This window comes from Pseudomonadales bacterium, assembly GCA_041395945.1.
Classification (GTDB): Bacteria; Pseudomonadota; Gammaproteobacteria; order Pseudomonadales; family Azotimanducaceae; genus SZUA-309.
In genome coordinates, this window is the sequence record JAWKZN010000001.1 from 2,969,909 (window position 1) to 2,995,663 (window position 25,755).

General features: G+C 62.1%; 22 protein-coding genes. 9 read left to right on the forward strand and 13 right to left on the reverse strand.

The features are described from left to right. Nucleotides 1-49: 49 nt before the first annotated feature. The 3 genes from R3E82_13590 to R3E82_13600 are packed head-to-tail and all read left to right on the forward strand — an operon-like array spanning nucleotide 50 to nucleotide 4,541. Nucleotides 50-2,770 carry a DUF2339 domain-containing protein gene (locus R3E82_13590; GenBank protein ID MEZ5551922.1) on the forward strand — a complete coding sequence of 907 codons (2,721 nt, stop codon included), beginning with the start codon at nucleotides 50-52 and terminating at the stop codon, nucleotides 2,768-2,770. After that, a complete protein-coding gene (locus tag R3E82_13595) occupies nucleotides 2,767-4,095 on the forward strand; it encodes a DUF3999 domain-containing protein (protein MEZ5551923.1) in 1,329 nt (442 codons plus the stop codon). Before R3E82_13590 ends, R3E82_13595 begins: the two co-directional genes overlap by 4 nt. A gap of 23 nt (nucleotides 4,096-4,118) precedes the next feature. Continuing rightward, nucleotides 4,119-4,541 carry a rhodanese-like domain-containing protein gene (locus R3E82_13600; GenBank protein ID MEZ5551924.1) on the forward strand — a complete coding sequence of 141 codons (423 nt, stop codon included), beginning with the start codon at nucleotides 4,119-4,121 and terminating at the stop codon, nucleotides 4,539-4,541. 37 nt (nucleotides 4,542-4,578) lie between these two features. Here R3E82_13600 and R3E82_13605 read toward each other — a convergent pair whose 3' ends face one another. The 4 genes from R3E82_13605 to R3E82_13620 form a co-directional block, all read right to left on the reverse strand. Next, complete coding sequence (locus tag R3E82_13605; protein MEZ5551925.1) at nucleotides 4,579-5,214, reverse strand: heme-binding protein; 636 nt, start codon at nucleotides 5,212-5,214, stop codon at nucleotides 4,579-4,581. Nucleotides 5,215-5,293: 79 nt separating this feature from the next. Further along, nucleotides 5,294-6,007, reverse strand: a complete 714-nt coding sequence (locus R3E82_13610; protein MEZ5551926.1) for an alpha/beta fold hydrolase — start codon at nucleotides 6,005-6,007, stop codon at nucleotides 5,294-5,296. Nucleotides 6,008-6,078: 71 nt separating this feature from the next. After that, nucleotides 6,079-8,298 (reverse strand): molybdopterin cofactor-binding domain-containing protein, encoded by a 2,220-nt coding sequence (locus tag R3E82_13615; protein MEZ5551927.1) that lies wholly within the window; start codon nucleotides 8,296-8,298, stop codon nucleotides 6,079-6,081. Further along, complete coding sequence (locus R3E82_13620; protein MEZ5551928.1) at nucleotides 8,291-8,785, reverse strand: (2Fe-2S)-binding protein; 495 nt, start codon at nucleotides 8,783-8,785, stop codon at nucleotides 8,291-8,293. Before R3E82_13620 ends, R3E82_13615 begins: the two co-directional genes overlap by 8 nt. A 497-nt stretch (nucleotides 8,786-9,282) precedes the next feature. Here R3E82_13620 and R3E82_13625 point away from each other — a divergent pair, with 497 nt between their 5' ends. Further along, nucleotides 9,283-10,029 carry a hypothetical protein gene (locus R3E82_13625; GenBank protein MEZ5551929.1) on the forward strand — a complete coding sequence of 249 codons (747 nt, stop codon included), beginning with the start codon at nucleotides 9,283-9,285 and terminating at the stop codon, nucleotides 10,027-10,029. A 201-nt stretch (nucleotides 10,030-10,230) separates the two neighbouring features. On the opposite strand, the gene R3E82_13630 is transcribed toward R3E82_13625, so the two are convergent. Further along, a complete protein-coding gene (locus tag R3E82_13630; protein MEZ5551930.1) occupies nucleotides 10,231-10,713 on the reverse strand; it encodes a macro domain-containing protein in 483 nt (160 codons plus the stop codon). Between the two features lie 224 nt (nucleotides 10,714-10,937). Here R3E82_13630 and R3E82_13635 point away from each other — a divergent pair, with 224 nt between their 5' ends. The 3 genes from R3E82_13635 (at nucleotide 10,938) to R3E82_13645 (ending at nucleotide 14,952) form a co-directional block, all read left to right on the forward strand. After that, nucleotides 10,938-11,708: a crotonase/enoyl-CoA hydratase family protein gene (locus tag R3E82_13635; protein MEZ5551931.1), complete on the forward strand. Its 771-nt coding sequence runs from the start codon at nucleotides 10,938-10,940 to the stop codon at nucleotides 11,706-11,708. A 161-nt stretch (nucleotides 11,709-11,869) separates the two neighbouring features. Continuing rightward, nucleotides 11,870-13,045, forward strand: a complete 1,176-nt coding sequence (locus R3E82_13640) for a CoA transferase (protein MEZ5551932.1) — start codon at nucleotides 11,870-11,872, stop codon at nucleotides 13,043-13,045. A gap of 32 nt (nucleotides 13,046-13,077) precedes the next feature. Continuing rightward, entirely contained in the window at nucleotides 13,078-14,952 is a 1,875-nt protein-coding gene (locus tag R3E82_13645) for a DUF885 domain-containing protein (protein ID MEZ5551933.1), read from the forward strand. Nucleotides 14,953-15,695: 743 nt separating this feature from the next. On the opposite strand, the gene R3E82_13650 is transcribed toward R3E82_13645, so the two are convergent. From R3E82_13650 to R3E82_13665, 4 genes are read right to left on the reverse strand one after another with little or no spacing between them, the layout of a single operon-like run. Further along, a complete protein-coding gene (locus tag R3E82_13650) occupies nucleotides 15,696-16,457 on the reverse strand; it encodes a hypothetical protein (protein ID MEZ5551934.1) in 762 nt (253 codons plus the stop codon). Continuing rightward, nucleotides 16,438-17,325, reverse strand: a complete 888-nt coding sequence (locus R3E82_13655; GenBank protein ID MEZ5551935.1) for an alpha/beta fold hydrolase — start codon at nucleotides 17,323-17,325, stop codon at nucleotides 16,438-16,440. The genes R3E82_13650 and R3E82_13655 overlap by 20 nt, the downstream gene beginning before the upstream one ends. Nucleotides 17,326-17,347: 22 nt before the next feature. Next, nucleotides 17,348-18,328, reverse strand: coding sequence for a threonine dehydratase (locus tag R3E82_13660; GenBank protein MEZ5551936.1), 981 nt, complete (start codon nucleotides 18,326-18,328; stop codon nucleotides 17,348-17,350). A 53-nt stretch (nucleotides 18,329-18,381) separates the two neighbouring features. After that, entirely contained in the window at nucleotides 18,382-18,750 is a 369-nt protein-coding gene (locus R3E82_13665) for a response regulator (protein MEZ5551937.1), read from the reverse strand. Nucleotides 18,751-18,871: 121 nt separating this feature from the next. Here R3E82_13665 and R3E82_13670 point away from each other — a divergent pair, with 121 nt between their 5' ends. Together R3E82_13670 and R3E82_13675 are read left to right on the forward strand one after the other, a co-directional pair. Continuing rightward, nucleotides 18,872-19,645, forward strand: a complete 774-nt coding sequence (locus R3E82_13670) for an SDR family oxidoreductase (GenBank protein ID MEZ5551938.1) — start codon at nucleotides 18,872-18,874, stop codon at nucleotides 19,643-19,645. Nucleotides 19,646-19,776: 131 nt separating this feature from the next. Next, nucleotides 19,777-19,908, forward strand: a complete 132-nt coding sequence (locus R3E82_13675; GenBank protein ID MEZ5551939.1) for a hypothetical protein — start codon at nucleotides 19,777-19,779, stop codon at nucleotides 19,906-19,908. Here R3E82_13675 and R3E82_13680 read toward each other — a convergent pair whose 3' ends face one another. The 4 genes from R3E82_13680 to R3E82_13695 all read right to left on the reverse strand — a co-directional run bounded on the left by R3E82_13680 (nucleotide 19,909) and on the right by R3E82_13695 (nucleotide 25,738). Beyond that, nucleotides 19,909-21,321 carry a M20/M25/M40 family metallo-hydrolase gene (locus R3E82_13680; protein ID MEZ5551940.1) on the reverse strand — a complete coding sequence of 471 codons (1,413 nt, stop codon included), beginning with the start codon at nucleotides 21,319-21,321 and terminating at the stop codon, nucleotides 19,909-19,911. It abuts the gene before it with no gap. A gap of 6 nt (nucleotides 21,322-21,327) precedes the next feature. Further along, nucleotides 21,328-22,368, reverse strand: a complete 1,041-nt coding sequence (locus R3E82_13685; GenBank protein MEZ5551941.1) for a Ca2+-dependent phosphoinositide-specific phospholipase C — start codon at nucleotides 22,366-22,368, stop codon at nucleotides 21,328-21,330. A gap of 180 nt (nucleotides 22,369-22,548) precedes the next feature. Then, nucleotides 22,549-23,349 carry a xanthine dehydrogenase family protein subunit M gene (locus R3E82_13690; GenBank protein MEZ5551942.1) on the reverse strand — a complete coding sequence of 267 codons (801 nt, stop codon included), beginning with the start codon at nucleotides 23,347-23,349 and terminating at the stop codon, nucleotides 22,549-22,551. 34 nt (nucleotides 23,350-23,383) lie between these two features. Next, on the reverse strand, nucleotides 23,384-25,738 hold the full coding sequence (locus R3E82_13695; GenBank protein MEZ5551943.1) for a xanthine dehydrogenase family protein molybdopterin-binding subunit: 2,355 nt from the start codon (nucleotides 25,736-25,738) through the stop codon (nucleotides 23,384-23,386). Nucleotides 25,739-25,755 lie beyond the last annotated feature (17 nt).

Here is a 25,755-nt window from a genome sequence, read left to right on the forward strand (position 1 = left end):
CATCGGGCAGGCTTGAACCGACTCCGGGAGCCGCTGAGGATACTCGTACATGCTCATCCTGATCGGCCTCGCCTTCGCCATCATCGGCGGCAGTCTGTTCGGACCCGGTGGACTGCTGTTCGGTGCGGTGCTGGGCTCTGTCGCCGCCTACGTATACCGCCAGCAGAACGAGCTCAAAGCCATCGCTGCGCGACTGCAGGAAATCGAATCCCGACTGCCTTCTGCGCCCATTGCCAGCGCAGAGACATCAGCACCGGCTGCGACACAGGACACTTACCGTCCCGAGGTGAGCGCAACTGCCGATGAAACCCGGGAGGTGTATCACCCGCCGGTCGATGCATCACCCGCACCTCCCGGCAGATTCGAATCCACCGTGCGCGAACTCCTGCAGGTGGTCGTGCGCTTCTTCACTACCGGCAACCTGGTGGTGCGGGTGGGCGTGGTGGTGCTGTTCTTCGGCGTCGCCTTCCTGCTGCGTTTCGCCTACGAAAACGCAATGCTGCCCATCGAACTGCGCCTTGCGGGCAGTTCGGTGTTCGGTGTCATCCTCACCGCACTCGGCTGGCGCTTCCGCGCCCGCACGGACACCTACGGTGTGGTGCTGCAGGGCGCCGGTGTCGGCCTGCTGTATCTGACCATCTTCGCCGCCGCGCGCATGTACGACCTGCTGCCGATTACAGCCGCCTTCGCGCTGCTCGTAGTGCTTGCGGCAGCATCCTGTATCCTCGCCGTACTGCAGAACGCCCAGTCACTGGCCATCTTCGCCACCACCGGAGGCTTCCTTGCACCGGTGCTGACCTCCACCGGGGCCGGCAGCCATGTGGCACTGTTTTCCTACTATGCACTGCTCAACGCCGGCATCCTCGCCATGGCCTGGTTCCGCTACTGGCGCTGGCTGAACTGGATCGGTTTTGTCTTCACCTTCGCGATCGGTGCCACCTGGGGTTATCAGTACTACCAGCCCGAATACTTCCGGAGCACCGAGCCCTTCCTGCTGCTGTTCTTCGTCTACTACGTGGCGGTGAGCGTGCTGTTTTCGCGCAGACAGAGCGTGAATCTGAAAGCCGTGGTGGACGGGACCCTGGTTTTCGGCACCCCCATCATCGCCTTTGCCCTGCAGGCGGCGCTGGTCGCCGACATGCCTTTCGGTCTGGCCTACTCCGCCCTGGCAGCCGCCGTCTTCTATGTGCTGCTGGCGCTGTGGCTCAGACGTACATCTGCATCGAACGCTGCGTTCGCGAAGGCCCCGCTGGAGAACGCCCCGCTCGCGGGTTCTCTGCTCGGTCAGTCGTTCCTCGCACTGGCTGTCATCTTCGCAACACTCGCGATTCCCTTTGCCTTCGACAATCACCGCTTCACCGCGGCAAGCTGGGCCCTGGAAGGCGCCGGACTGCTGTGGGTGGGCCTGCGGCAACGGCAGACGCTGACACGCTGCTTCGGTGTCCTCCTGCAGCTTGCGGCCGCCGTGGCCTATGTGGCGGAGATCGGCACGGAACACGCCGGCACACTGTTCCTCAACAGCGCCTGGCTGGGTATGGCCATCCTCGGCCTCGCCGCCGCCTTCACAGCCTATCTGCTGTCGGCCGGTAAGGCGTCTGTGCACCGCCTCGAGGGCCCGCTGTCCTGGTTTTTTCTGCTCTGGGGCGGCCTCTGGTGGCTGGCTGGCCTGTACATGGAATGGGATCGCTTCGAAGCACCCGCCTCTCCGCAGTTCGTGGCAACCAACCTCAACACACACCTGTTCCTGCTCGCAGCCAGCGCCTCCTTTGCCGCAGTGATTCAGCTCAGCCGCTGGTTGCGCTGGCGGGATGCGCAGCTGGCCGGGTTTTTTCTGCTGCCGCTGCTGGTGAGCTCACTGCTGGGTCTGGATAAGGATTGGCACAGCGGGATCCCGCTCACCGAGTTCGGGTGGCTGGCCTGGCCAGCCGGATTCGCAGTGCTGATCTGGCACCTGCGTACGACAGTGGGATGGCCACGGCTACTGCCGCTGTGGCATGCCGCCCTCTGGTGGTTCTTCTCCGCTTTCTGTGCCTGGTGCACCGCTGCCCTGGCCCACAGCGCTTACCCGGACTCGGCCTGGACACTGGCCGCCTGGGGTGCGCCGCCTCTGCTCCTGATTGCCGGGCTGCTGCGTGCGCGCGATCTCGCCCGGTGGCCGCTGATCGACTACTGGGACAGCTACCTGGGCCGGGGCATGGCGACCATGTTCCTCGCACTCATTGCCTGGCTGCTGCTCGCAGGAGTGCTTCCTGCCGATCCCGCGCCCCTGCCCTACCTGGTGATCGTCAACCCGCTTGAGCTGACTCAGCTGGGCGTTCTGCTGGCGATGGCTGTCTGGGTGCTGCGGGTCGCGCGCGTCCGCGCGCGCATCGACAATCGGGTGGCGGTGAGTATCCTGGCGGTCGTCGGTTTTCTCTGGTTGAACCTCACCGCCGCCCGCGCCGTGCACTTCTATGCCGGGGTGGACTACCCGATCGACGCACTCGCCGGGTCGGACGCCTTCCAGACCACCCTCTCCATTCTCTGGACACTGATCGCACTGGTGGCGATGGGCGCAGGCGCGCGCCGGCGCCTGCGCACTGTCTGGATCGTGGGTGCCGTGCTGCTCGCCGTGGTGATTCTGAAACTGTTTACCGTGGATCTGTCGAATCTCGGTGTGATATCCCGCATCATTTCCTTCATCAGTGTGGGCGCTCTGATGCTTTTCATCGGGTTTCTGGCGCCACTACCCCCAAGCCGTGCAGCCGAGCACCAGGAGGCGACCCCATGACCCCGTTGCGTTACTCATTCATCCTGCTGACACTTGCCTGCAGCGTGAGTGTTCTTGCCGGTCCCACCGAGTTCGCGCGTGGCCGGGTGCTGTTGGATACCGAAAATCTCGTGCAGCGCGCCAGTCTGGACCAGGATGTTTATGAGTGGGTGGTGCGGGAAGACCTGGGCGATCTGCGGGTCTTCAATGGCAATGGTGAAGAAATTCCATATGCACTGCGTCGACCGGCGGTCACTTCCGCACATACGGGATGGCAATCCCTGCCGCTGTTTCAGCTGCCGGTTGCCGAGGCACTGGAAGGCGCCGCTGCGGTGAATATCGAACTGGGTGACGGCGGCGCCGTGGTCGCCGTACACGGCAGCAACGCCAGTGTGGATCACAGCCGTGCTTTTCTGATCGATGCGAGCCACTACGACCTTCCTGTTGCCGAGATCGACGTAGGCTGGCAGGCGGATCTCGAAAACCGCATCAGCCGTTTCCGGGTCGAGTCCAGCGACGATCTCGACCAGTGGTCGACTGTATTGAACTCGACAACGCTCGCCGCCCTGGAGACGAACGGGCAGCGTGTGCAGGTGAATCGCATCGCGCTGAACGGGGTCCGCAGCCGCTATCTCAGGCTGACCTCACTGGCCGGCACAGAACCCATTCCCATCACTCACATCCGGGTACGCTCGAAACACTCACAAGCACCCGAACGGCACTGGAAAACACTCCCCGCCAGTCCGGTTGAGGGAGGGTACGAATTCGACACAGGCGGACTGTTTGCCACGGACCGCGTCTCACTCACCATGGAAAGCGCCAGCTATCTGATCGAAGCGCAACTGTACTCCCGCAATCGACCTGCCGGTCCCTGGCAGGACCGCGGCGTGCGCAATTTCTACCGGGTCGCCGTGGACCACGAGGGCACCGCCGCGGTGACCGGCGACCCGGTTTCCTATGCGACCACCCGGGATCGCTACTGGCGGGCCGAACCGACACCGGATCCCGGACTCGCCCTGAGCCTGCGTATCGGCTGGCTGCCGGATGAACTGCTGTTCCTGCGCCAGGGGCCCGCCCCCTATACCCTCGCTTACGGTAAGGCGGATACCCCGGGTCGACAGTGGCCGGTCCAGGAAATGCTTGACCGCCTCGACAAAGACGCAACCTGGGACAGCCTGCCACTGACCGGGCTCAGCGAGGCCCGGACACTCGCGGGTGAAGCGGCACTTGTGCCCCGACCCGCGCCGCTCGACTGGCAGTCAATCCTGCTCTGGGTGGTTCTGGTCGCAGGGGTGGGCGGTGTCGGGCTGCTGGCATTCCGTCTGGTGCGGGGTCAGAGCAGATAACAGAGAGAGAAGGAGGCAGAGGCATGGCCATCAGAAACATTTTCGAAACCATTGAAGAACACAAAAAGCAGATCGAGAACCTGAGCATCGACGAGTTCGTTGCCGAAACCCAGCAGAACACGGACGCGCTCGTGCTCGATCTGCGCGAACTGCAGGAGCGGGTCGATCTCGGCACGATTCCGGGATCGATTCACGTACCGCGCGGCATGCTTGAGTTCTGGGCGGATCCGGCCAGCCCCTACTACCGCGACTACTTCCAGGAAGATCGCCGCACCATCCTCTTCTGCGCCGGTGGAGGCCGCTCGGTATTCGCCGTGCTGGCACTCCGGGATATGGGCTTTAAGAACGTCGCACACATCGAAACGGGCTTCTCCGGCTGGAAAAAAGCAGGGCGAGAGATCGAAGATGTGCGCTCGACCAGCAGGTGGGTGCGGCGGGAAACCTGAAAGGCTATCCCGTGACAGGTTGCGAGAAGACTGCACCTCAAGGCGCATCAGCCGGTATTCGATCCACGACGAACATGACTTCATTGCGTCGCATGAATGGCAGCGAAAACGGAGCATTGTAGAATGCGGTCACCGCCGGTCCTTTTCGGACAATGTCGAGTGCATTGAGACGCCCGATGAGTTCTGCTTCATGGCGTTCCACGTTTCTGTCATTCCACCTTCCGGAATAACGCAGTGCGGCGATAAGCACACCTGGTACCTGTCGAATCCGTACCTGTGAATCAGCCGGCAGCGGCACGCTTTCCCACTCGAACTCACTCGGTACTACGAACGAAACAGTCCACCCATTGGCTTGGCGGATCTGCTGCACGGGGACGGTCATGGAGATCTTTGTGCCTCTGGCCGCACCTTCTGTGGTCGTCACCTCAGTGCGCAGGATATTGTCGCCACTGATGTAGTTGAACAACCGACGGAAGCCGGTATTGACCGCCCGGTCCCGGTCCGTCTCTCCAACCACCGTCGTCTCGGCAACCAGGTACGGTTCATAGCGCCGGAATTCCACGTGATTGACGGTCGCAACGACCGAAAAATCGGGCTCTTCGTAGGCCAGGATTGTCCCGCCGTACGTCAGCAGCAGGGTGAAAAGCGCGGCATGAGTGCAGCCTATGCGCATGGTCTGATGGCTCTGTCAGCTGCAATGCAGCGCCCGCAAGCTCGTCCAGTGGTATTCCGCAACTGCAGCTGCTTCACGCTCAGACCACACCAGCGGGCTGCTGCACGGCGATCTGACCGGACAGCCGCCCTGCAATGATGCGATAAACCTGTGGCGAAAAGCCGAGTCCTGCATGCGAGCTGAACACTTCATGGTGTTCCACGTTCGGACTGCGGTTGTCGATGCAGGCCTCCCAGGCCACCACACCGTCCAACTTCGAGTAGATGGCAGTCACGGGGACCTCGAGAGGCGTCTCGTAGCGTGCGTCCACGAGACGCTCGATCTCATCCATGGATTCTCCGCGCCGTGCGAAAGTGTTGGCGAGCGCCGTGTATTTAGGACCACCGACCACGGGACTGCCCAGTGTTATCACCCGGTTGACCCGCTCAGGACAATCGCGGGCCACTTCCCGGGCAAGGTAACCACCCAGGCTCCATCCAACCAGGGTGACGGACCCGGAGGCGTCTCTGGACAGGTCCGCTTTCAGGCGGTCTATCAGGCTCAGAACATCACCATTGTTGTTACCCTGGGACCAGCCTTCCACCTGATAGCCGAGATAGCGGAGGTACCTGCGTAAGGTGGCGGTGGAAGTATTCCCCGCGCCGAAACCGGGCCAGACGAACACCCGCTCGCCGTTGCCCCGGGGTGCCAGGGCCAGGGTCCGCGCCTGCAGCAGCAATAGCGAGAACTGCAGGGGAGTGAGGGCTTCCCTCAGCAGGGTATGGGGGGCCGGTGCACGGATTTTTCTGTTCATGGAGCCATTCACCCATAGCCGAGGTCAACGCGGCGTGAATTTTCCTCGGGAACAGGATCGCCGGAGAGCGGTTAAGCAGAAACCTCCCGCTCTTCGACCCGGAACTGCAGGTCGTAGATGCGCAGCGGCAGCTGCCGTATCCGGGTACCGGTGGCATCGAACACCGCATTGGCCAGCGCCGGTGCCACCGTCGGTGTACCGGGCTCCCCGGCGCCACCCCATACCTCACCACTGTTTATCACATGGACTTCGATCTTCGGGGTGTCGTCCATGCGCACCATCGGATAGTCGTGGAAGTTGCTCTGCTTCACCGCACCGTTTTCGATGCTGATTTCGCCATAGAGGGCGGCGGTGAGTCCGTAGATCACGCCGGATTCCATCTGGGCGGCGATGCCATCGGGACTGACTGCGAAACCCGGGTCCACGACGCAGACCACCCGGTCCACCCGCACCTTGCCGGCGAGCACCTCGATCTCCAGCACCTGGGCAACGATGGTGCCGAAGGAGCGTTGCAGGGCAATGCCCCGGCCCCAGCCTTCGGGCAGCGGCCGATCCCAGCCGGCTTCCGTGGCGGCGCGATCGAGCACGGTGCGCATGCGCGGTTCCCCTTCGAGCAGCCCGCGACGGTACTGATAGGGATCCGCACCCGCAGCGTGGGCCAGTTCGTCAATGAACGATTCAGTGAAGAAGCTGTGCTGGGAATGATCCACGCTGCGCCAGGGTCCGAAGGGCACGTGGGTAGGACTGGCGAAATCCCGCACATCCAGATTGGCGATGGCGTAGGGAATGTGGGTCGCTTCCGCCGGTTCGTGCTTATCCACGAAATGATTCTGCCAGGCCATGGGCTGACCGGACGCATCCAGCGCAGCCTTGAAGCGGCTCAACACCGCAGGGCGGTAACGGTCCTGGCGGATGTCCTCCTCCCGGCTCCAGATCAGCTTCACCGGGTGGCCCGTCTTCTGCGCAATTCGCGCCGCCTGCACCGCATAGTCCGGTTGCGAACGCCTACCGAACCCGCCGCCCAGATACTGGTTGTGCAGTGTCACCTGCTCAGCCGGCAGGTCGAGGGCCTCGGCCACTGCCATCTTGAAACCGAGCGGATTCTGCGAGCCTGTCCAGACCTCGCAGCGGCCATCCAGAATGCGTGCCGTGGCATTCAGCGGCTCCATGCACGCATGGGCCAGATAGGGCACCCGGTACTCGGCTTCCACCACGCTGTCAGCACTCGAGAAAGCTGCGGCCACATCACCGCGCACCCGGTCCTCATTCCCCTGGCCAGCATCCATGTCGCGGCGGAACTGGGCGAAGATGACATCCTGATCGACGTCCTTCGCATGATCATCCGCGAAGGTCGCCTGCACGGCCTGCAGCGCCTGCTCCGCCTGCCAGTAGCCGTCCGCCACCACCGCGATCGCATCACCCAGGTCCACGACATCCAGCACGCCGGGCATGGCCAGGGCGCGCTGCGGGTCCAGAGAAACCACCTTGCTGCCGAAGACGGGGGCGCCACGCACCGCGGCGTATTTCATACCGGGGAGCACCACGTCGATTCCGAAAGACGCGCTGCCATCCACCTTCGCCGGGATATCCAGGCGGGGCTTCGACTGACCCATGATGGTGAACTGCTCCGGGCGCTTGAGCACAGGGTTCACCGGCGGTGTCAGCGTGCCCGCTAACGCGGCGAACTCTGCGAAGGGTGCTCTGCGGTTACTCGCGACGTGCAGGATCTGGCCCGATTGTGCAGTGAGTTCAGATATCGGGACCGACCACTGGCGGGCGGCCGCCTCGATCAGCAGCTGACGGGCTGCCGCGCCGGCAACCCGCAGTCCATGCACCCCGGTCGCCTGCACCGAGGTACTGCCGCCGGTGATCTGCAGATCCATGGCTTCAGCGATCTGGATGAAGGCGCCATCCACCGTGGGCATCAGGACCGCCGGTACTTTCATATTCCCGAGCACAAAGCCTTTGCCCAGCGCGTAATTGGCGAACTCGGGTTCGCCGGGCGCTTCGAGAAATCGGACCAGATCCCAGTCTGCGTCCATTTCATCCGCCAGCATCTGCGAAAGGGCGGTGTGCACACCCTGACCCATCTCGGAATGGGGTGCGATCACGGTGATCGTGTTGTCTGCACCGACCTTCACGAAGGTATTGATCAGCGCTTCACCGTCTCCGGTCACCAGCGGTGCCAGTTTCGAATTGCGATTGCCCGGTCGCAGCGCGACTCCGACGATGAGCGCACCACCGGCGACAGTACCGGCGGCGATGAATCCCCGTCTGGTCCACTTACCCACGCTGCACCTCCGGGTCGAATGTCTGCACGCCGGTGAGTTCGCCTGCCGCGCGTTTTATGGCCTTTCTGATGCGCTGATAGGTGCCGCAGCGGCAGATGTTGCCCTTCATCGCTGCGTTGATGTCCTCATCCGTGGGGGTGGTATTGTCCGCGAGCAGGGCTACCGCGGACATGATCTGACCCGACTGACAGTAGCCGCACTGGGGTACCTGCTCGGCGACCCAGGCCGCCTGCACGGGATGCAGCTGTTCGCCTTCGGCGATACCTTCGATGGTACGGATCACAGAGCCCGCCGCGCGCGACACAGGGGTGACACAGGACCGGACGGGTTTACCGTTCAGATGCACGGTGCAGGCGCCACACTGGGCGATGCCGCAGCCGTATTTAGTGCCGGTGAGCGCGAGCTGCTCGCGGATCACCCACAGCAGCGGGGTGGCAGGGTCCACATCGACCTCATGGTCGGTGCCATTGACGTTCAATCTCAGCATGGTGGTTCCGGTAAGCAGAGGTGTTACCCAAGGTAACGCTAATGCCGGCGGTGGTGCAAGAATCCACCCACAAGCTTCGGCTTTCTGTCCTGACCCGTCTTACCTCATGTGCCTCGAGGTCGCGCGGCGCGGAGCCTGCCTGAGGTCCGGGGGCGCTGCTGGCCTGGCAGACCATCGGCGGGAGCCTTCCAGGTGAACGCACTCTGCCCTGATTGCGGAGATTTACGATCCGAACTCTGTTCAGAAACCAGCTTCCGGACACACCCTGAGACATCTGCTGTTCATGTCGTGAATCCACCGGATCACTGAATCTCGTAACAAGCTTGTTATCTTTGTATACTCCTTCACGGGAGAGGCTGAGATCAAGGAGCGCCGGCAGATTGCCTATAAAGCCTGTCGAATCATCTGCATTACCTTCCTTTCATCCTTCTTCATCAAGCTAATAACGCGAAATGAGAGGATATCCTGTGAAGATAACGAATCGACTAAAGAAAACAATGGTGTTTTCGACACTACCGATCCTGGTGGCTGCGGGTTTCAGCGCAAACGCTGCTGAACCACCGCAGACACCGGTCATGGAAACCTACACCTGTAACTTTAACGCCGGAAAAGGCATGAAGGATCTGCTGGCTGCCCGGGACTACTACGTCAGACAGGCAGATAAGGCTGGCATCAAGCTGGGCGCGTCTTACCTTTTGTCACTGTTCAAGGGAAATCTGCCTTTTGAGATGGTGTGGATGACTCCGCACAGCAGTCTGGCTGCCTTCGCAGCCGCGACAGAAGCAGAAACCGCGTCAGCGGATATGGCAGACGTGGGGGCCCGTTTCGATGCGGTGGTTGACTGTTCCGCAGGTCTCAACAATCTGACTACTGTGTTCCAACGCGATGGCTATACGCCCGATGGTAAGCCGGGTTTCGTTTCAGCCTTTGCCTGCAGTTCCAACTCCGGTTTCGGGCCTGAAGACTGGCAGGACCTTCGTAGCCACATCGCAGACGTACTCGGTAGCCTGGGCGGTAACGCCCCGAACGCGATGTTCATGATGAATCCCATAACTCAGGGGCCAACCTCCGCTGATGCGATATTACTCGCAGCAAACGACAGCGTCTCATCCTGGGCACAATTCACCAGTGCAGTACGTGCCAGCCCTGGTGGACCGAGCCTTGGTCGCCATTTCCGGGCTGTGGCCGATTGCGATCTGGCATTGTGGTATTCGCAACGGGTGATTGCACCGGCGGCCGAATAGGAATCGATTACACGCCATCAGATTTCTGCATCGTGGAAAACCTAAATCAGCGATGCAGAGATTGGGATACTGGCTGAAACAGAGGGAGTATTGACCAGCACCGTGTTAGAACGGTGAGCCACTGGTAGGTATTCTCAATCGAGAATCGGGCAGGGCATCGGGACTGTCCAGTGTCGCTCGAAACCGTTTCGAGAAACTGTTTCAGCCTTCCCCGGCTTCTCCAGCACGGTAGATCGTGTACACGAATATCGGAATATCCAGGTCGCCGAGATGATTATCCAGCAGCGGCCGAACCTCCTCCCAGCTCAGCCCGCCGACCCCGGTGGCAAGCCTTGGCAGTGCCACGCTCGTAAAGCCTTCGGCCTCGATCAGATGGCGCAGGTTACGTAACGCCGTGTTCACATTGTGCGTCGTCGCCGGCCCCGGGTGGGACTGTTTCGACTCGGGCGCCTCCTGGGTCATGAGATTCACGATGCACCTGCCATCGGCGCCTGCCCAGGTCCACAGCTCTCCGGACTTTGGATGCGAGAGCTGGCAGTAATGGCGGAAGTCCTTGGCCATCGCCGGGTAGCGTTCACGCAGACTCAGCGCAAGTCCCTGGTTGAAATGGTCTCCGGGTGCCACGCCGTGGGCGATGACCTGCGCGCTGCTGAGCAGAATGTCGCCGGAAACTTCCTGAATCATCCAATCATCCCGTTTGCAGAATAATAATGAAGCATCATTGATCACCTGCGTGAGCCCGCCAATAGTGGGATCCCACGGCTGTACGGGATGCCTGCGCACCTCCGAGCAGCAACTCTGCTGCGCCCTGTGACATCTATCAGGATCAGAATGGGCAGGATCGGGACTTGAACTCTCGTTGAGTGCCAGCGACCATGCAGACATCGCCACCATCGGACGACCCGAACATGACCCAGTCCACCCAAGAAGAAGCCGTCCTGGTCGAAAGACGGGATCGTGTCATGATCATCACGCTGAATCGCCCGGAAGCAATGAATGCGATCAATGGAGCGCTGTCCCACGGGCTCCTGAACGCAGTGCAGGAGCTCAACGAAGACAAGTCGCTGACGGCGGGCATCATCACCGGCAGCGGTCGCGGATTCTGCGCCGGTATGGATCTCAAAGCGTTCGCACGGGGCGAAGACATCGGTCCACTCACCACCTTCATACGCGAAGGCAGCTCGAAACCGCTGATCGCTGCCATTGAAGGCTTTGCACTTGCAGGCGGTTGCGAGATCGCGCTGACCTGCGATCTGCTGGTTGCCTCGAGGGGGGCCAAGATCGGTATTCGCGAGGTGAAAGTGGGACTCTTCGCAGCAGCCGGTGGCGTCTTTCGTCTGCCCGCGAGGGTCGGCTATACCCGGGCCATGGAGATGGCGATCACAGGTGAGCCGATCACCGCAGAAGTAGCGATGGCATCCGGCATGCTCAGTGAGCTGACAGAGCCAGGTGGCGCGCTGGCAGCCGCCATCGGATGGGCGAATCGGATCGCTGAAAATGCGCCACTGGCTGTCGCAGCGTCGAAGTCGCTGGTGCGCGCCGTCGCCCAGGGGTACGACGAAGAAACGCTGTGGAAAATGCAGGAGCCCTTCTCCCGCAAGGTGTTCAGCTCCAACGACGCCAAGGAAGGACCGAAGGCGTTTGCCGAAAAACGTGCACCGAACTGGACGGGCAGCTGATGTCGACGCGCGATGATTCCTGCAGCCGCCCGTTTCACGGCTGCTGATCCAGGCCGCACACCCAGCTCGATCGACGCGACCCCGCCTCTCACACCCCCCGCGCTTGCCAACGGCCTCACCTTGCGGGACCCTCCCCCGACCTGAGTCCACTGAGAGCTGACATGGCACCCCTCGAAGGCATCACCATCATCGAATTCTCTACCATGATCACCGCCTCGCTGGCTGCCATGATGGCGGCCGAGCAGGGTGCGCGAGTGATCAAGATAGAGCCCGTCGAGACCGGCGATCCCATGCGCGGGATCGGCACAAGCAAGGCGGGCATGTCGGGGCTGTTTGCAAACTGCAATCGCGGCAAGGAATCTGTGCGTCTGGATCTGAAGGATCCTCGCGGCCAGGCACTGGCCGCGCAACTGTCCAGGGACGCCGATGTGGTGATCCACAACTTCCGCCCGGGTGTGATGGACGGGCTGGGCCTCGGCAGTGATGCCTTGCGGGCCGCCAATCCCAGACTCATCTATGTTGCCATCACCGGCTTTGGCACCCAGGGTCCGCTGGCAAATGCTCCCGCCTACGATCCGGTGGTGCAGGCGCATGCGGGTATCGCGGCGAGTCAGGGCCGTGAGACCCCGGCCTTCGTACGCAACCTGATGTGCGACAAAATCACCGCGTATACCGCCTGTCAGGCACTGACCGCGGCGCTGTTTCAGCGGGAGCGAACGGATACGGGACAGCACATCGATCTCTCCATGCTCGACTCGAGTCTGTTCTTCCTGTTCCCGGATGCTTTCATGAATCACACCCTGCTCGACGAAGACGCCGTCTTCCAGCCGCTGCTCGCCGATCTCCTTTATGAACTCACGCTCACCAGCGATGGGGCGGTGACCATCTCCGCCAGCACACCCGCGCAGCGCATGGGCGTGTATCGCGCGCTCGGCAAGGAGGAGATGGCCACTGACCCGAGATTTTCCACGCTGCCGGAACTGATGAAGAACATGGCCGAATACCGCGGCCTGATGGCGGCCGCCTTCGCCGCGCTGGACACTGAAACACTGCTGACTCGACTGGCAGACAATGATGTGCCCTGCGCGCGCTGCCTGACGAAGGAAGAAGTGCTCACCGATGCTCAGGTGGCCGCAAACGGCACCCTCGACGAAACCCGCCATCCGCACCTCGGCAGAATCCGGCGGGTGCGTTCACCCGCGAAATTCGGTGGCGATCGACTGCCGGCAGCTTCCGACAGTCCTGCACATGGTGAGCACACACGACGGGTGCTGGCTGCCGCCGGACTCGAGAGCACCGAAATCGACGCGCTCACCCGGGCCGGTGTGGTGGCCTGAGTGCAATGCGGCCTGTGAAAAGGACCAGTCCAATGATCAGAACCACGGCCGCGGCGCTGTTGTTTCTCACCCTGGGTGCCTGCCAGCAGGAAGTCCCTGCGGACAATGGCGCAGCACCTCACACCTCGACAACGCAAGCCGCAGCAACCCGGACCGAAACAGAACGTCTCAACGACTGGTTCGACGTCCGCTTCGAAGAGCGGCTGATGATGAGCCCCACTGCACTGACACAGCTCGCGCGCAAAGAACGCTACGATGAATATGATGATCTGAGTGAAGCGGAAGGCGACCGCCAGCTCGAGTGGCTGGGCAGAAGCGTCGCGGAACTCAGATCGAATTTCGACTACGATGCCCTCGAAGCAGAAGCAAAAACTTCATATGACCTGTGGATCTACCAGTACGAATCCGCGCTGGAAGCCCGGAAATTCCGTCGCAGGAGTTACGTGTTCACCCAGATGCAGGGCGCCCAGTCCGGCGCAGCCCAGTTCCTGATCCGGTTCCACAAAGTGGACGACGAAAGCGATATGCGCGCCTATATCCAGCGAATCGGCGGCATCTCCCGAGGCATTTCGCAACTTCTCGAACGGGCGAAGCTGCATGCCGCCGAAGGCGTGCGCCCACCGGCGTTCGCCTACGAAGCCGTAATCGAAGAAGCAACCGCCCTCGTCACCGGCGCGCCGTTCACCAGCGATGGCGAGGATGCGCCGCTGTGGGCGGATGCGAACTCCAAAATTGATGCACTGCGCGAATCGAACAGTATCGATGAGACGACGGCGCAGGCACTGCGTGCGGGAGTGCGTGAGGCTCTGCTGTCTCAGTTTGCGCCCAGCTATCAGGGGCTCATCGACTGGTTCAACACCGACATCGACAACGCCGATGAGCGCGCCCGCGGCGTCGCCGCTCTGCCGGACGGCGACGCCTACTATCGGCAGCGCCTGAAAGCCATGACCACGACCGATCTCAATCCGGAAGAAATACACGAGATCGGACTGCGGGAAGTCGAGCGCATCACCGGTGAGATGGAAGCGATCCGCAAACGGGTCGGCTTTCAGGGCAATCTCCAGGAGTTCTTCGCCTTCCTGAAAACAGATGATCAGTTCTACTATCCGAACACAGACAGCGGCCGGCAGGCTTATATTGACGACACGGAAGCCTACCTCGCCTTCATCAGCAGACGCCTGCCCGACTATTTCGGCCTCCTCCCGAAAGCCGATCTGGTGGTGAAGCGGGTGGAAGCCTTCCGCGAACAGGACGGCGCCGCCCAGCATTATTCCCGTGGCGCGCCGGATGGTTCGCGGCCCGGTGTGTACTACGCCCATCTCTCGGACATGCGCGCCATGCCGAAATCCCAGATGGAAGCCGTCGCCTATCACGAGGGCAACCCCGGGCATCACATGCAGATCTCCATCGCTCAGGAGCTCACGAGTGTGCCCCGGTTCCGAACACAGTCGTTCTACACGGCATTCACGGAGGGCTGGGGACTTTATGCGGAGCAGCTCGCGAAGGAAATGGGCGCGTATCAGGACGATTATTCCGATTTCGGCAGGCTCACCACCGAGATCTGGCGCGCAGTGCGCCTGGTGGTGGATACCGGTCTGCACGCCAAGGGCTGGACCGAGGAAGGGGCCGTCGCCTACTTCAGAGCCAACACCGCCATCGCCGATGGTGCCGCCCGGTCAGAAGTGCGTCGCTACCTGGTGTGGCCCGGTCAGGCCACCGCCTACAAGATCGGCATGATGAAGATCCTCGAGCTGCGCGAATATGCACGCAAGGCGCTAGGCGATCGTTTCGACATCCGGGCATTCCACGATGTAGTGCTGGGTGGTGGCGCTATGCCGCTGCAGATACTCGAGCGGCGGGTGCGGGAGTGGGTGGAGGCATTCGAAGACGAGACATTGGCTGAGTAGTGATCCACATGCGGGGGTGGGGCGGGGTATGGCGGACCTCGCTCCGGCGCTCCGCGCTGCCCGCCTCAACCGACCAGCCCCGAGGCGGGTCTGTTCGGCGTCGTTGGCGTCGCTACACGGTCCGCCATACCCCGCCCCACACCCGCATCTGCAGCGCGCTTCCGAGTCCGCCTCAGAATCTGTGTTCTTTCCTTTCGAGCGTTCCTCATCCAGTCAGTCGCCCGTGGATTGGGAATAATGAGCACGTGCGAATTCTTACGAAGCGAGATATCGGGGGAGGATGGATAACGAGCACCGGAAGGCTGTAGCGGCAGGAGGGTGGCAGGGGGGTGCCGGGACCGTGTAGCGCAGCACTGCGGCAGCGGATTGACTCGTGTTCCTCACGAGGTTAGCAGCCTGTTGAAAAAGTCTCGTTTGCTCAGCGCGTCATACGGGGTTTGTGGCAAGGCGCACTCCGCAGGCAATGTTGGTTACCTTGGCAAGGAGGGCAACGCAGTCCACAGACCCCGTATGACGCGCCCTCCGGGAGGCTCCGGCGCGCGCGCTGACTACGTTGCACCTCTTGGCAAGGTAACCAACATTGCCTTCGAGGTGCCTCTTGCCAGCCCGCGCGCCAGAACCTCTGAGCTTTCGAGACTTTATCAACAGGCTGCTAGTCCGCAGAGCAGTGGCACCCTGGAAGGGCTGCGCGAGGTCCCGGTACACCCCTGCCACCCTCCTGCTTCGACATTCCAACCGCCGACCTAAACCCTCTCCTTCACCGCCTGTCGCCTGCGCGTGCGGGCACGCGCACGGGCACGCCGGGCATCCCAGCGCTTCACATGGGTGCGCACCTTGTGGTGCAGTCGGGTGGCATCCTGCAGAGACATCCCGGCAAGACGCGCGTAGGCGATCACCAGGTCCGACCAGGCACCATTGCCGAATCGATCCGTGTCTGTGGGATGCGCGCACAGACCGCTCAGGTTTTTGGCACGCTCCCGCAAGCTCAACGGCCCCCGCCGGAAACGACAGTCGGAAATGTCGATCAGCGCAAAACCGCCGGGTGTGCGCAGCAGATTGCCCAGATGCAGCGCGCGGAAACTGATACCGGCATCGTGGAGGCGCAGCAGAAATCCTGAGAGCGCGTCGAGATCAAGTGCACCGGAAGCATCACGCAGGGCGTCCCCCGGTATTTCCCGGTAGCTGAGGTAGCGCACATTCGTCCCGGACAGCCTGCCCCAGCCCAGTACCACCGGTGCATCGAAGCCCCGTTCGGAAAACCGCTGGGCATTACGACGGAAGCGCTCGCTGTAGGGCCGCAACCGATCTGACGACCACAGTTTCTTCGGATACCAGAGCTTCACCATCAGCGCATCGGATCCCTGCAGCGCCAGCCGGATCATGGAAGGGCGGCCTTCACCGCGATGTTCGAGGGCAACGCCCGCACGCTGCAGAGCATCGAATTCCGTCGCAGTGGGGTGTCCCCCGCCACTCAGGAACGGCTGTTCAACGGCCGCGGAAGACAAAGCTGGTCAGTGCGCTGAGGAAATAGGGTCTGGGTGTTTCAAGGAAGGCGGCGTGGTCGCCGCCGGGAATGACTACCCAGGCTTTGTCTGCGGTGCCCAGACGGTTGAACAGTTCGCTGTGCACGTCGGCTCGCGCCAGCGGATCCTTCTCCCCCTGCAACAGCAGTACGGGCACAGTCACCGCCTGCGCATCCAGCCGGCGCCACTGTTCGAGGGCGCGCCAGTCGGCGCGCACGGGATCAGCAGCCAGCGCAGCCACCGCGAAGGCCTCCCGGGCGGGGCTACTGATGGTGCCGGGCAGAATGAAGTCGGCAAGGGCGGCAGCCCGGGTGGTGGGCACACGCGGTGGATCCTCCGCGGACTCCGGTGACACGTCCACACCCGGACGCACCGGGTATCCGAACAGAATCACCCCGGCAAGTCGCTCAGGCGTTGACTGGGCAACGAGCTGGGCAACGAGCTGGGCAACCATTGCGCCGTAAGACCAGCCGAACAGCCAGGGCCCGGGCAGCGTCGGGTGGCGCTCCGCCACCCAGCCCGCCACCGCACTGACATCCGCCGCCGCTCTGGCGGGAGTCAGCCAGCCGGATGCATCCCGCCGTGTTTCGCCATAGCCTCTCAGATCGACTGCGTAACTGGCGATGCCGGCGGCAGCCAGCCCGTCCATGAGTGAAAGGTCCTCTCCCGGAACCTGCAGATCGAAGTCCGGGCGTGCGCTCCAGGTGCGCCCATGGATCAGCACCATCACGGCGCGTGGCATGTCCGGGGATTTCGACCACAGCGCGAGGTCGTGGCCGTCTGCGCTGACTGTGTGGCGAAGCGGTGCGGCGGCTGCGAAGGGCAGCCAGATCAGCAGAACAGGCAGCACCCAGGCTCTGCACAAGCCCAGCCTAAACCCTGGGTGTGGAGCCACTGAGCACCTCTGCAAAAATCCCGCTGTCCACATTACCACCGGTAAGGATCACGCCGGCACGTTCACCCTCCAGCAGACCATTGTCACGGTCCTGCAGCAGGGCAGCCAGCGCGGCAGCACCGGCGCCTTCCGCAACATTGCGGGTGTCTTCGAAATACACCCGCATCGCGTTCGCAACCTCGTCGTCTGTCACCAGCAGGATGCGTTCGACACCCGCGCGGATGATGTCCAGCGCCTGGGGATCCGGGACCCGACAGGCCATACCATCGGCGAAGGTGCGGGCTTCACTGGTCTTCACCACTCGACCCTGGGCCACAGAAAGGGCATAGGCGGGTGCATGGGCGGAGACCACACCGACGATGCGGGTTGGCAGCCCGAACAGGTCCCGCACGCCGATCAGGGCACAGACACCGGAGCCCATACCGATGGGTACATACACTGTGTGCAGATCTTTTACCGCCCGGAACAGCTCGAGCGCACAGGTCGCCACACCGCAGACGAGGTCCGGATGAAAAGAAGGTGTGAAGCGCAAGCCCCGGGTTGCAGCGAGTCGTCCGGCTTCCTCCCGCGCCTCATCAAAATCCTTACCGTGTACCACCAGCTCCGCACCCCAGGCCTGCATCGCCCGGTTCTTACCCGCGCTGTTGCCTTCCGGCACCACCACGGTGACCGGCACACCGATTCTGGATGCGGCGAATGGCACACTCTGACCATGGTTGCCCCGGGTTGCCGTGATCAGTCCACCGCGGTATCCCTGCTCCTTGAGTCGCCGCGCGTACACGAGACCGCCGCGTACCTTGAAGGCGCCGGTCGGGGTGTGATTTTCGTGTTTTACCCATACCTCGATACCAGCGCGCTCGCGCAGCAGCGGCCAGGCCAGCGCCGGTGTCGGCGCCATGGTTTCGCCGACGATGGCAGCGGCGGATTCCAGATCAGAAAGCGTGAACGGGGCCGTCATGATGGATGCATCCCGGGAAATTCCGACCGCTGGGTTCGCGGCATCGGCCAGCCTCAGCGCGCCAGCATGGTTTCGACAGAGCTCTTCAATTCCTGCATCGGAAAAGGTTTGGACAACACAGATGTGGTTTTCTGGTTGGCGGCAAGCACGTCGCTGAATTCTTCTTTTGAGTAACCGGTCATGAAAATCACCCGGGCTTCCGGCTCTCTTTCCCGCAGCGAGCTGAAGACTTCCATGCCCGACATGGTGGGCATGGCCAGATCGAGCAGCACCAGATCGAAGGACTGATGGCTGGTCTGCTCCAGTGCGCGCTCACCGCAATCCGCGGTGGTCACATCGAATCCCAGACGCCTGAGCATCTCGAAGGTCACCAGCCGCACGGCCTCGTCATCGTCGACCACGAGTATTTTTCTTCGCTTCACACTCTGGGGTGAGTTCTGCATTGGTTGTGGAAATTGATGAGGTGCCTTGACTATAGATTCAATCCCCGTCGAGGTCTAATGTTCTCCTGCGCATTACTTGAGCGAAATCAAAGAGGCAAGCATGGAAGTCAGCGGAAAAGTCATCGTGGTCACAGGGGGCGCCAGCGGCATCGGTCGCGCCATGGCCCAAAGGTTTCACAAGGAAGGTGCCCGCAAAGTCGTGGTAGCGGATCTGGACGGCGAAGGTGCCCGCAAGGTGGCAGAGGGCATCGACGGCTGGAGCATGGCGGTCGATGTCGGATCCGAAGAGCAGATCCTGGCGCTGATCGAATCCACCGAGTCGCAGTTCGGACCCATCGATCTGTTCTGTTCGAATGCGGGTATCGGAATCGGTCGCGGGCTCGATGAACCGGTGGCGGTGTGGCAGAAGATCTGGGAAGTGAACACCCTGTCCCATGTGTTCGCCGCCAAGCATCTGGTGCCGCGCATGAAGGCCCGGGGGGGTGGCTACCTGCTCAACACCGCATCTGCCGCAGGACTGTTGTCACAGATCGGGTCGGTGACTTACGCGGTGACCAAACACGCCGCCGTCGCCCTCGCAGAATGGATCGCGATCACCCATGGTGCAGACGGCATCAAGGTCTCCGTGCTCTGCCCCCAGGCCGTGCGCACCGCGATGACGGCCAACGGGCCGGGCGTCGCCGGCGTCGATGGCATGATCGAACCTGAACAGGCGGTGGATGCAGTCATTGAAGCACTGCGTAATGAGACCTTTCTGGTACTGCCCCATCCCGAAGTCGCCGAGTACATGAAACGCAAAACCGGCGACTACGATCGCTGGCTGCACGGCATGCGCCGGCTCCAGGAACGCTACACGACAGATCAGGCCCAATGAGAAATCACTGCGCAATACCTACTGCCGCGCCATGCTGCTCACACTGAGCATCGGCCTCACTGGCTGTGGTGAGAGTTTCGAGGCTACCCTGGCCACCGAGCGGGAACCCCGCCAGTCTCCAGGCGACCCCGATGACCTGCAGCGTCAATCTCGCCGACGGTACTACCCGCCAGTTCGTGGTGATCGCTGCGGGCGGACATGCCCGTAGGGGATCAAAGATGGATGATCATCTGGTGGCCTGCGCACTGCCGGCCAGCCGCTGATCAGTCTGAGGTGTAGGCACGCACCAGCCGGTCAAGGAATGCCAGTCCTTCGTAGAAGGACGTCACCGCCATCCGCTCATCCCGTCCGTGCGCGCGTACGTCGTCGATGTCGCCGAACAGACCGGACACCCCGTACACGGGAATCCCCGCGTTGCGGAAATACAGACCATCCGTGGCGCCTGTGCTCATGCTGGGAATCACCACCACACCCGGCCACATATCCTCGGTGAGTGTCTGAATGGGCGCCATGATTTCTTCGGTGAGTGGCGAAGCCGGGCTGGGTCGGGCTTCTGCGATCGGGGTGAATTCTATTTCCGGATTGCCTGCGACCTGAACGAGGGTCGCCTGCACCGTGGCCGGATCCACACCGGGCAGAATGCGGCAGTTGACCGTGGCCCGGGCACGTTGCGGTAGCGCGTTCTCCGCATGACCCGCATCGAACTGAGTAGCCACGCAGGTCGTGCGCATCCGTGCGTTGTAGGCAGGAATCTTCGAAAAGTAAGCGACCGCCTCGATATCTGGCGGATCCTGCAGCAGTCCACGGATCAGGCCCGCCTCCCGCACAGGCAGAGTTTCCGCACTCTGCCCGAAGAACGCCCGGCTCACTTCATTGAATTCCACAGGAAACTCGAACGCCGCGATCCGGATCAGGGCTTCCGCCAGCTCCACAATGGCATTGTCTGCACGTGGCAGGGAGCTGTGGCCACCCGGATTGGTCACCTCGAGCCGATAGCTCTGATACACCTTCTCCGCAGCCTGTACCGAGTTCGAAACCCTCACCCCATTGCGGATCGCGCCACCACCGCCTTCATTGAGCACGAAGGCAGCATCCACCAGATCCCGGTGTTCGGCGAGCAGATAAACCACCCCGTTGTGGGCGCCGCCCTCCTCGTCTGCGGTGAGCGCCAGGATGATGTCCCGGTCCGGTCGATAGTCCTCCCGCTTCATGCGGATCAGGTTGGCGGTCCAGATTGCCGCCATGGCCTTGTCGTCGCTCGTCCCCCGTCCGTAGAAGTAGCCGTCCTTCTCGAGAAAGGTGAACGGATCCACCGACCAGTCCGCCGGATCCGCCTCCACCACATCGATGTGCGCCAGCAGCAGAACAGGTTTAGCGGTAGCGGCCGGGCTGCGCAGCCTCGCGACGAGATTACCTTTGCGGGGTACGGGTTCGACCACCTGCACATCTTCCGACGCAAAGCCTGCCGCCAGCAGTCGCTGGGCCATGGCGCGCGCGGCCGCCGTGTTGTCGCCGGCCAAATCCGTGGTGTTGATTTCGATCAGCTGTCGGTAGATGTCCCGCGCAAGCTGCTGATGGGCGTCCAGGCTTTCTGTGACGGCGGGGGCGGCGAGTGCCGATGCGCTGACCGCACCTGCGGCGAGTACAGCGGCTGCGGTGAAGACTGTCAGTTTCAAAACGCTTTACCTCTGCGGTATCTGTAGATAGGGCTCGACCAGTACCGGCTCCTCGCGAGGCACTTTGTTGATCGTGCAGCCGGTCGCGGTGAGCAGCGGATTGCAGCGCGCACCGCCGGTGATGGCCACCACATAACCCGTGCCGAAATGCTCCGCCGGCAGATAGTAGTCTGTGCTGATGAGCTGAGCACCGGATGCAAATGCCCGGGTGCGCCGCAGAGTTTCGCCACTGCGCGCTTCCCGGGTGTCCGCATCGGCCCGGGTACGCACGATGAAACCGGCCAGCACCAGTCGCTGAATGCGCCCATAGTCGTTGATCGGATCGTTTACGATGAGGATCGCAGCCCCTGGATGATCTTCCGGCAGATTGGCGAACATGGCGCGTTCGCGCCAGCGGCTGCTGTAGCTGGCGAGTTTCTCGCCACTTTCATCGAGCACTACCAGTATCCGTCCGCGCGCAGCGTCGAGTTCCGGCCAGCGCAGACCGCCATCTGCAAACACTTCCGCCGGTGTGATCAGCAGTGAGCGCGGCTCGGGGGACATTCCGGGACCCGCAGCGCCGCTATCCGATGCACCCGGTCCCAGTGCGCTGCGCAGCTCCGCATCCAGCGCAAGCCAGGCATCTTCGGCAAACGGCAGGGGATGCAGAAACCCCGGCCGATCGATCACATCATCCTTCGCGTTGATCGAGAGAAACAGTGGCAGATGATCCGGATTTGCCTCGGACCAGGCTCGAATCTCGTCCAGGCACACGAGCAGATTCACACAATTGCTCTGATCGTCCAGGTTCTGCACGTGCAGCACCGGGAACAGACTGTGCGGTCCGTTGCCCGGTTGCGCAGCGGGAAACAGCGTACCCTGGGGATCGTAGAACACATCCAGTTCGAGTTTGCGCAGGCCCAGTTCCAGCTGCTCGGTCAGGGACGGATGACCGTATTCGAGGGTAGCTGCTACCTCGGGATTGCCGGCCTGCAGCTCCGCAAATGCATCTGCGCGCATCATTTTCTTGTAGCTGTTGTGACTGCCGAGCACCTGTATCTGGTTCATGAGCAGGGGACCATCAGCCAGGGCTGGAGTGGCGGACAACAGACTGAGAAAAATGCCAGACAACAGCGGAAAGCGCATCGGTAAACCTCTAACAGGGAATGAAGGTTTCCCCTGGGAGACCCGAATCAGGTATCAATGCCTCCCCAGGAAACCTCTGATTAAGTGTTAGCACCTCACAAGCTAGAGGCGGATCAGTTCCTCGACTGCACGGCGCGCCATCACCTTGACCAGATGGGCGCGGTATTCGGCCGATGCATGCAGATCGGTGTTGAAGCCCGCATCCGGAACCTCCAGGGCATCCAGCACGGCCGGATCCAGTCGCTTGTTCAACAGTTCCTCGATTTCCGAGGCTCGAAAAGCACAGGGGCCGGCGCCGGTTACACCGACCCGGATCCTGCCTGCGAAATCCGCCACCAGAACACCCACCACCGCATAGCGCGATGCCGGGTTGGGAAATTTTTTGTAAACCGCCCGGGTCGGCACCGGAAACTCGATGTGGGTGATGATCTCGCCGGGCTCCAGTGCTGTCTCGAACAGATTGCGGAAGTAGTCGTCGCCCCTGATCGCGCGCTTCTGCGTATGCACGGTCGCACCAAGTCCGATGACGGCCGCCGGATAGTCGGCGGCCGGGTCGCTGTTGGCCACACTGCCGCCGAGGGTGCCCATGTTGCGCACCTGGGCATCTCCGATCAGCCCCGCCAGATCTGCCAGCACCGGCAGGGTACGCCGGATGTCCGCAGAACCGGCTACCGCCGAATGTCGGGTAAAAGCGCCGACCCGGACCCGGTCTGCAGAAACCGTGATACCACTCAATGCCTCGATGGCAGACAGATCGATCAGGTCAGTGGGAGCCGCGAGACGCTGCTTGAGAGTCGGAATCAGAGTCTGTCCGCCGCCGAGATAAAGACCGTCATCCGATTTCTGAAGAAGGGCGATCGCCGCTTCGACGCTCTCCGGCTTGTGATAATTGAATTGATACATCAATTGTGCTCCTTACTGACCCTGTCTGCGTCGCTCAGCGTGATGCCTGCAGTGCGCGCCAGACTTTCTCCGGCGTTGCAGGCATCGACAGATCGTTGGTACCGACCGCGTCGGTGATGGCATTCATGATGGCTGCCGGTGAGCCGATGGCACCCGCCTCTCCGCAGCCCTTTACCCCCAGCGGATTGTGGGTGCAGGGCGTTACCGTGGTATCGACAACAAAGTCCGGCACGTCGTCCGCCCGGGGCATGCAGTAGTCCATGTAGGACCCGGTGAGCAACTGCCCCTGCCCGTCGTACACGCCGTGTTCAAGCAGTGCCTGGCCGAGACCCTGGGCAACGCCGCCGTGAACCTGGCCGTCGACGATCATGGGATTGATGATGTGTCCGAAATCGTCCACGGCGACGAAGTTCACCACCCGGGTGACCCCGGTATCCGTTTGCACCTCCACCTCGGCAATGTGGGTGCCTGCGGGATAGGTGAAGTTCTTCGGATCGTAAAAGGCCTTCTCCGAAAAACCGGGCTCAATATCCTGGGGATAGTTCTGGGGCACGTAGGCGGCAAAGGCGACCTCACCGAAGGACAGCGCCTGATTGCTGTTGCGTACTGTGAATTCGCCATTTTCGAACGACACGGAATCGAGCTCCGCTTCGAGCATGTGAGCTGCGATGCGGCGGCCTTTCTGTATCAGTTTGTCTGCCGCCATCACCAGTGCGGATCCACCCACCGCCAGCGAGCGGGAACCATAGGTACCGAGGCCGAATTCCACCCGGCCGGTGTCACCATGCACCACTTCGACATTCTCGAAAGGGATGCCGAATTTATCGGAAACCACCTGGGCGAAGGTGGTCTCATGTCCCTGGCCGTGGCTGTGGGAGCCGGTGAATACCGTTACCGAGCCGGTCGGATTGACCCGGATCTCACCGCTTTCGTAGAGGCCGACCCCGGCACCCAGTTGAATCGCGAGCTGAGACGGCGCAAGGCCGCAGGCTTCGATGTAACACGCAAACCCTATACCACGGCGTCGGCCCTGCGCTTCCGATGCTTTCCTGCGCGCGGGAAGACCGGCGTAGTCGATCAGATCCAGCGCCTTGTCGAGGCTCGCCTCGTAGTTGCCGGTGTCATATTCAAGAGCAACCGGTGTCTGGTAGGGAAACTGATCCGGTTTGATCATATTGAGCCGGCGCAGTTCGGTCGGATCCCGGCCCAGTTCCCGGGCGGCGGTTTCCACGATCCGTTCCACCACATAAGTGGCTTCGGGGCGTCCGGCGCCGCGATAGGCGTCGACCGGAGCCGTGTTGGTGTACACACCGTGTACCTCGACATGGATATTGGGGGTCGTGTACTGACCTGCGAGCAGCGTGCCGTAAAGGTAAGTCGGCACCGAGGAACCGAAGGTGGAGAGATAGGCGCCGAGATTGGCCGTGGTGTGCACTTTCAGCGCGAGGAAGCGGCCGTCCGCGTCCAGGCCCAGTTCCGCATGGGTGATGTGGTCGCGGCCGTGCGCATCGGACAGGAACGACTCACTGCGTTCGGCCGTCCACTTCACCGGCCGGCCGACCTTGCGCGCCGCCCAGATCACCGCGGTCTCTTCCGCATAGATGAAGATCTTCGAGCCAAAACCGCCACCCACGTCCGGTGCGACCACCCGTAATTTGTGCTCCGGTGCCACCTGCACGAATGCCGACAGGATCAGCCGTTCCAGGTGGGGGTTCTGACTGGTGGTGTACAGCGTGTAGTCGCCGGTGGCGCGTTCGTAGACGCCGAGCGCGGCCCTGGGTTCGATGGCGTTGGGAATGAGGCGGTTGTTGGTGAGATCGATGCGGGTAATGTGCGCGGCTCTTGCCAGCGCTGCATCTGTGGCCGCCCGCTCACCGAGTTCCCACAGGTAAGCCAGATTGCCTGTCACCCCTTCATGGATGTCTTCGGCATGCTCGGCATTCGCCAGATCCACCACCGGATCGAGTTCGGTAAAGTCGGTCTCAACCAGTTCCGCGGCCTGTTTCGCAGCTGCCAGGCTCTCCGCAATCACCAGCCCGTAAGGCTCGCCAGCGTAGTTGGTCTGCTTCACCGCGAGGGGCGGGTGTGGCGCGGTCACCATATCGGTGCCGTCGCTCTGCTTCACCAGCCAGCCGCAGGGCAGATCACCGAGCCCGTCGGCCGCCGTGTCTTCACCGGTAAGCACGGCCAGCACACCCTTTACGGCGAGCGCATCTGCCGCATCCACTCCATTGATCCGGGCCCGCGCGTAGGGCGAACGCAGAAATACCGCGTAGACCTGCCCGGGCATGCTGATGTCATCTGTGTAACGGCCACTGCCGGTGATGAATCGTGCATCTTCACGACGCTTCACCGACGCTCCGATCCCCGTTCTGATCGCTTCAGCCATGGTGATCTCCTTAAGTC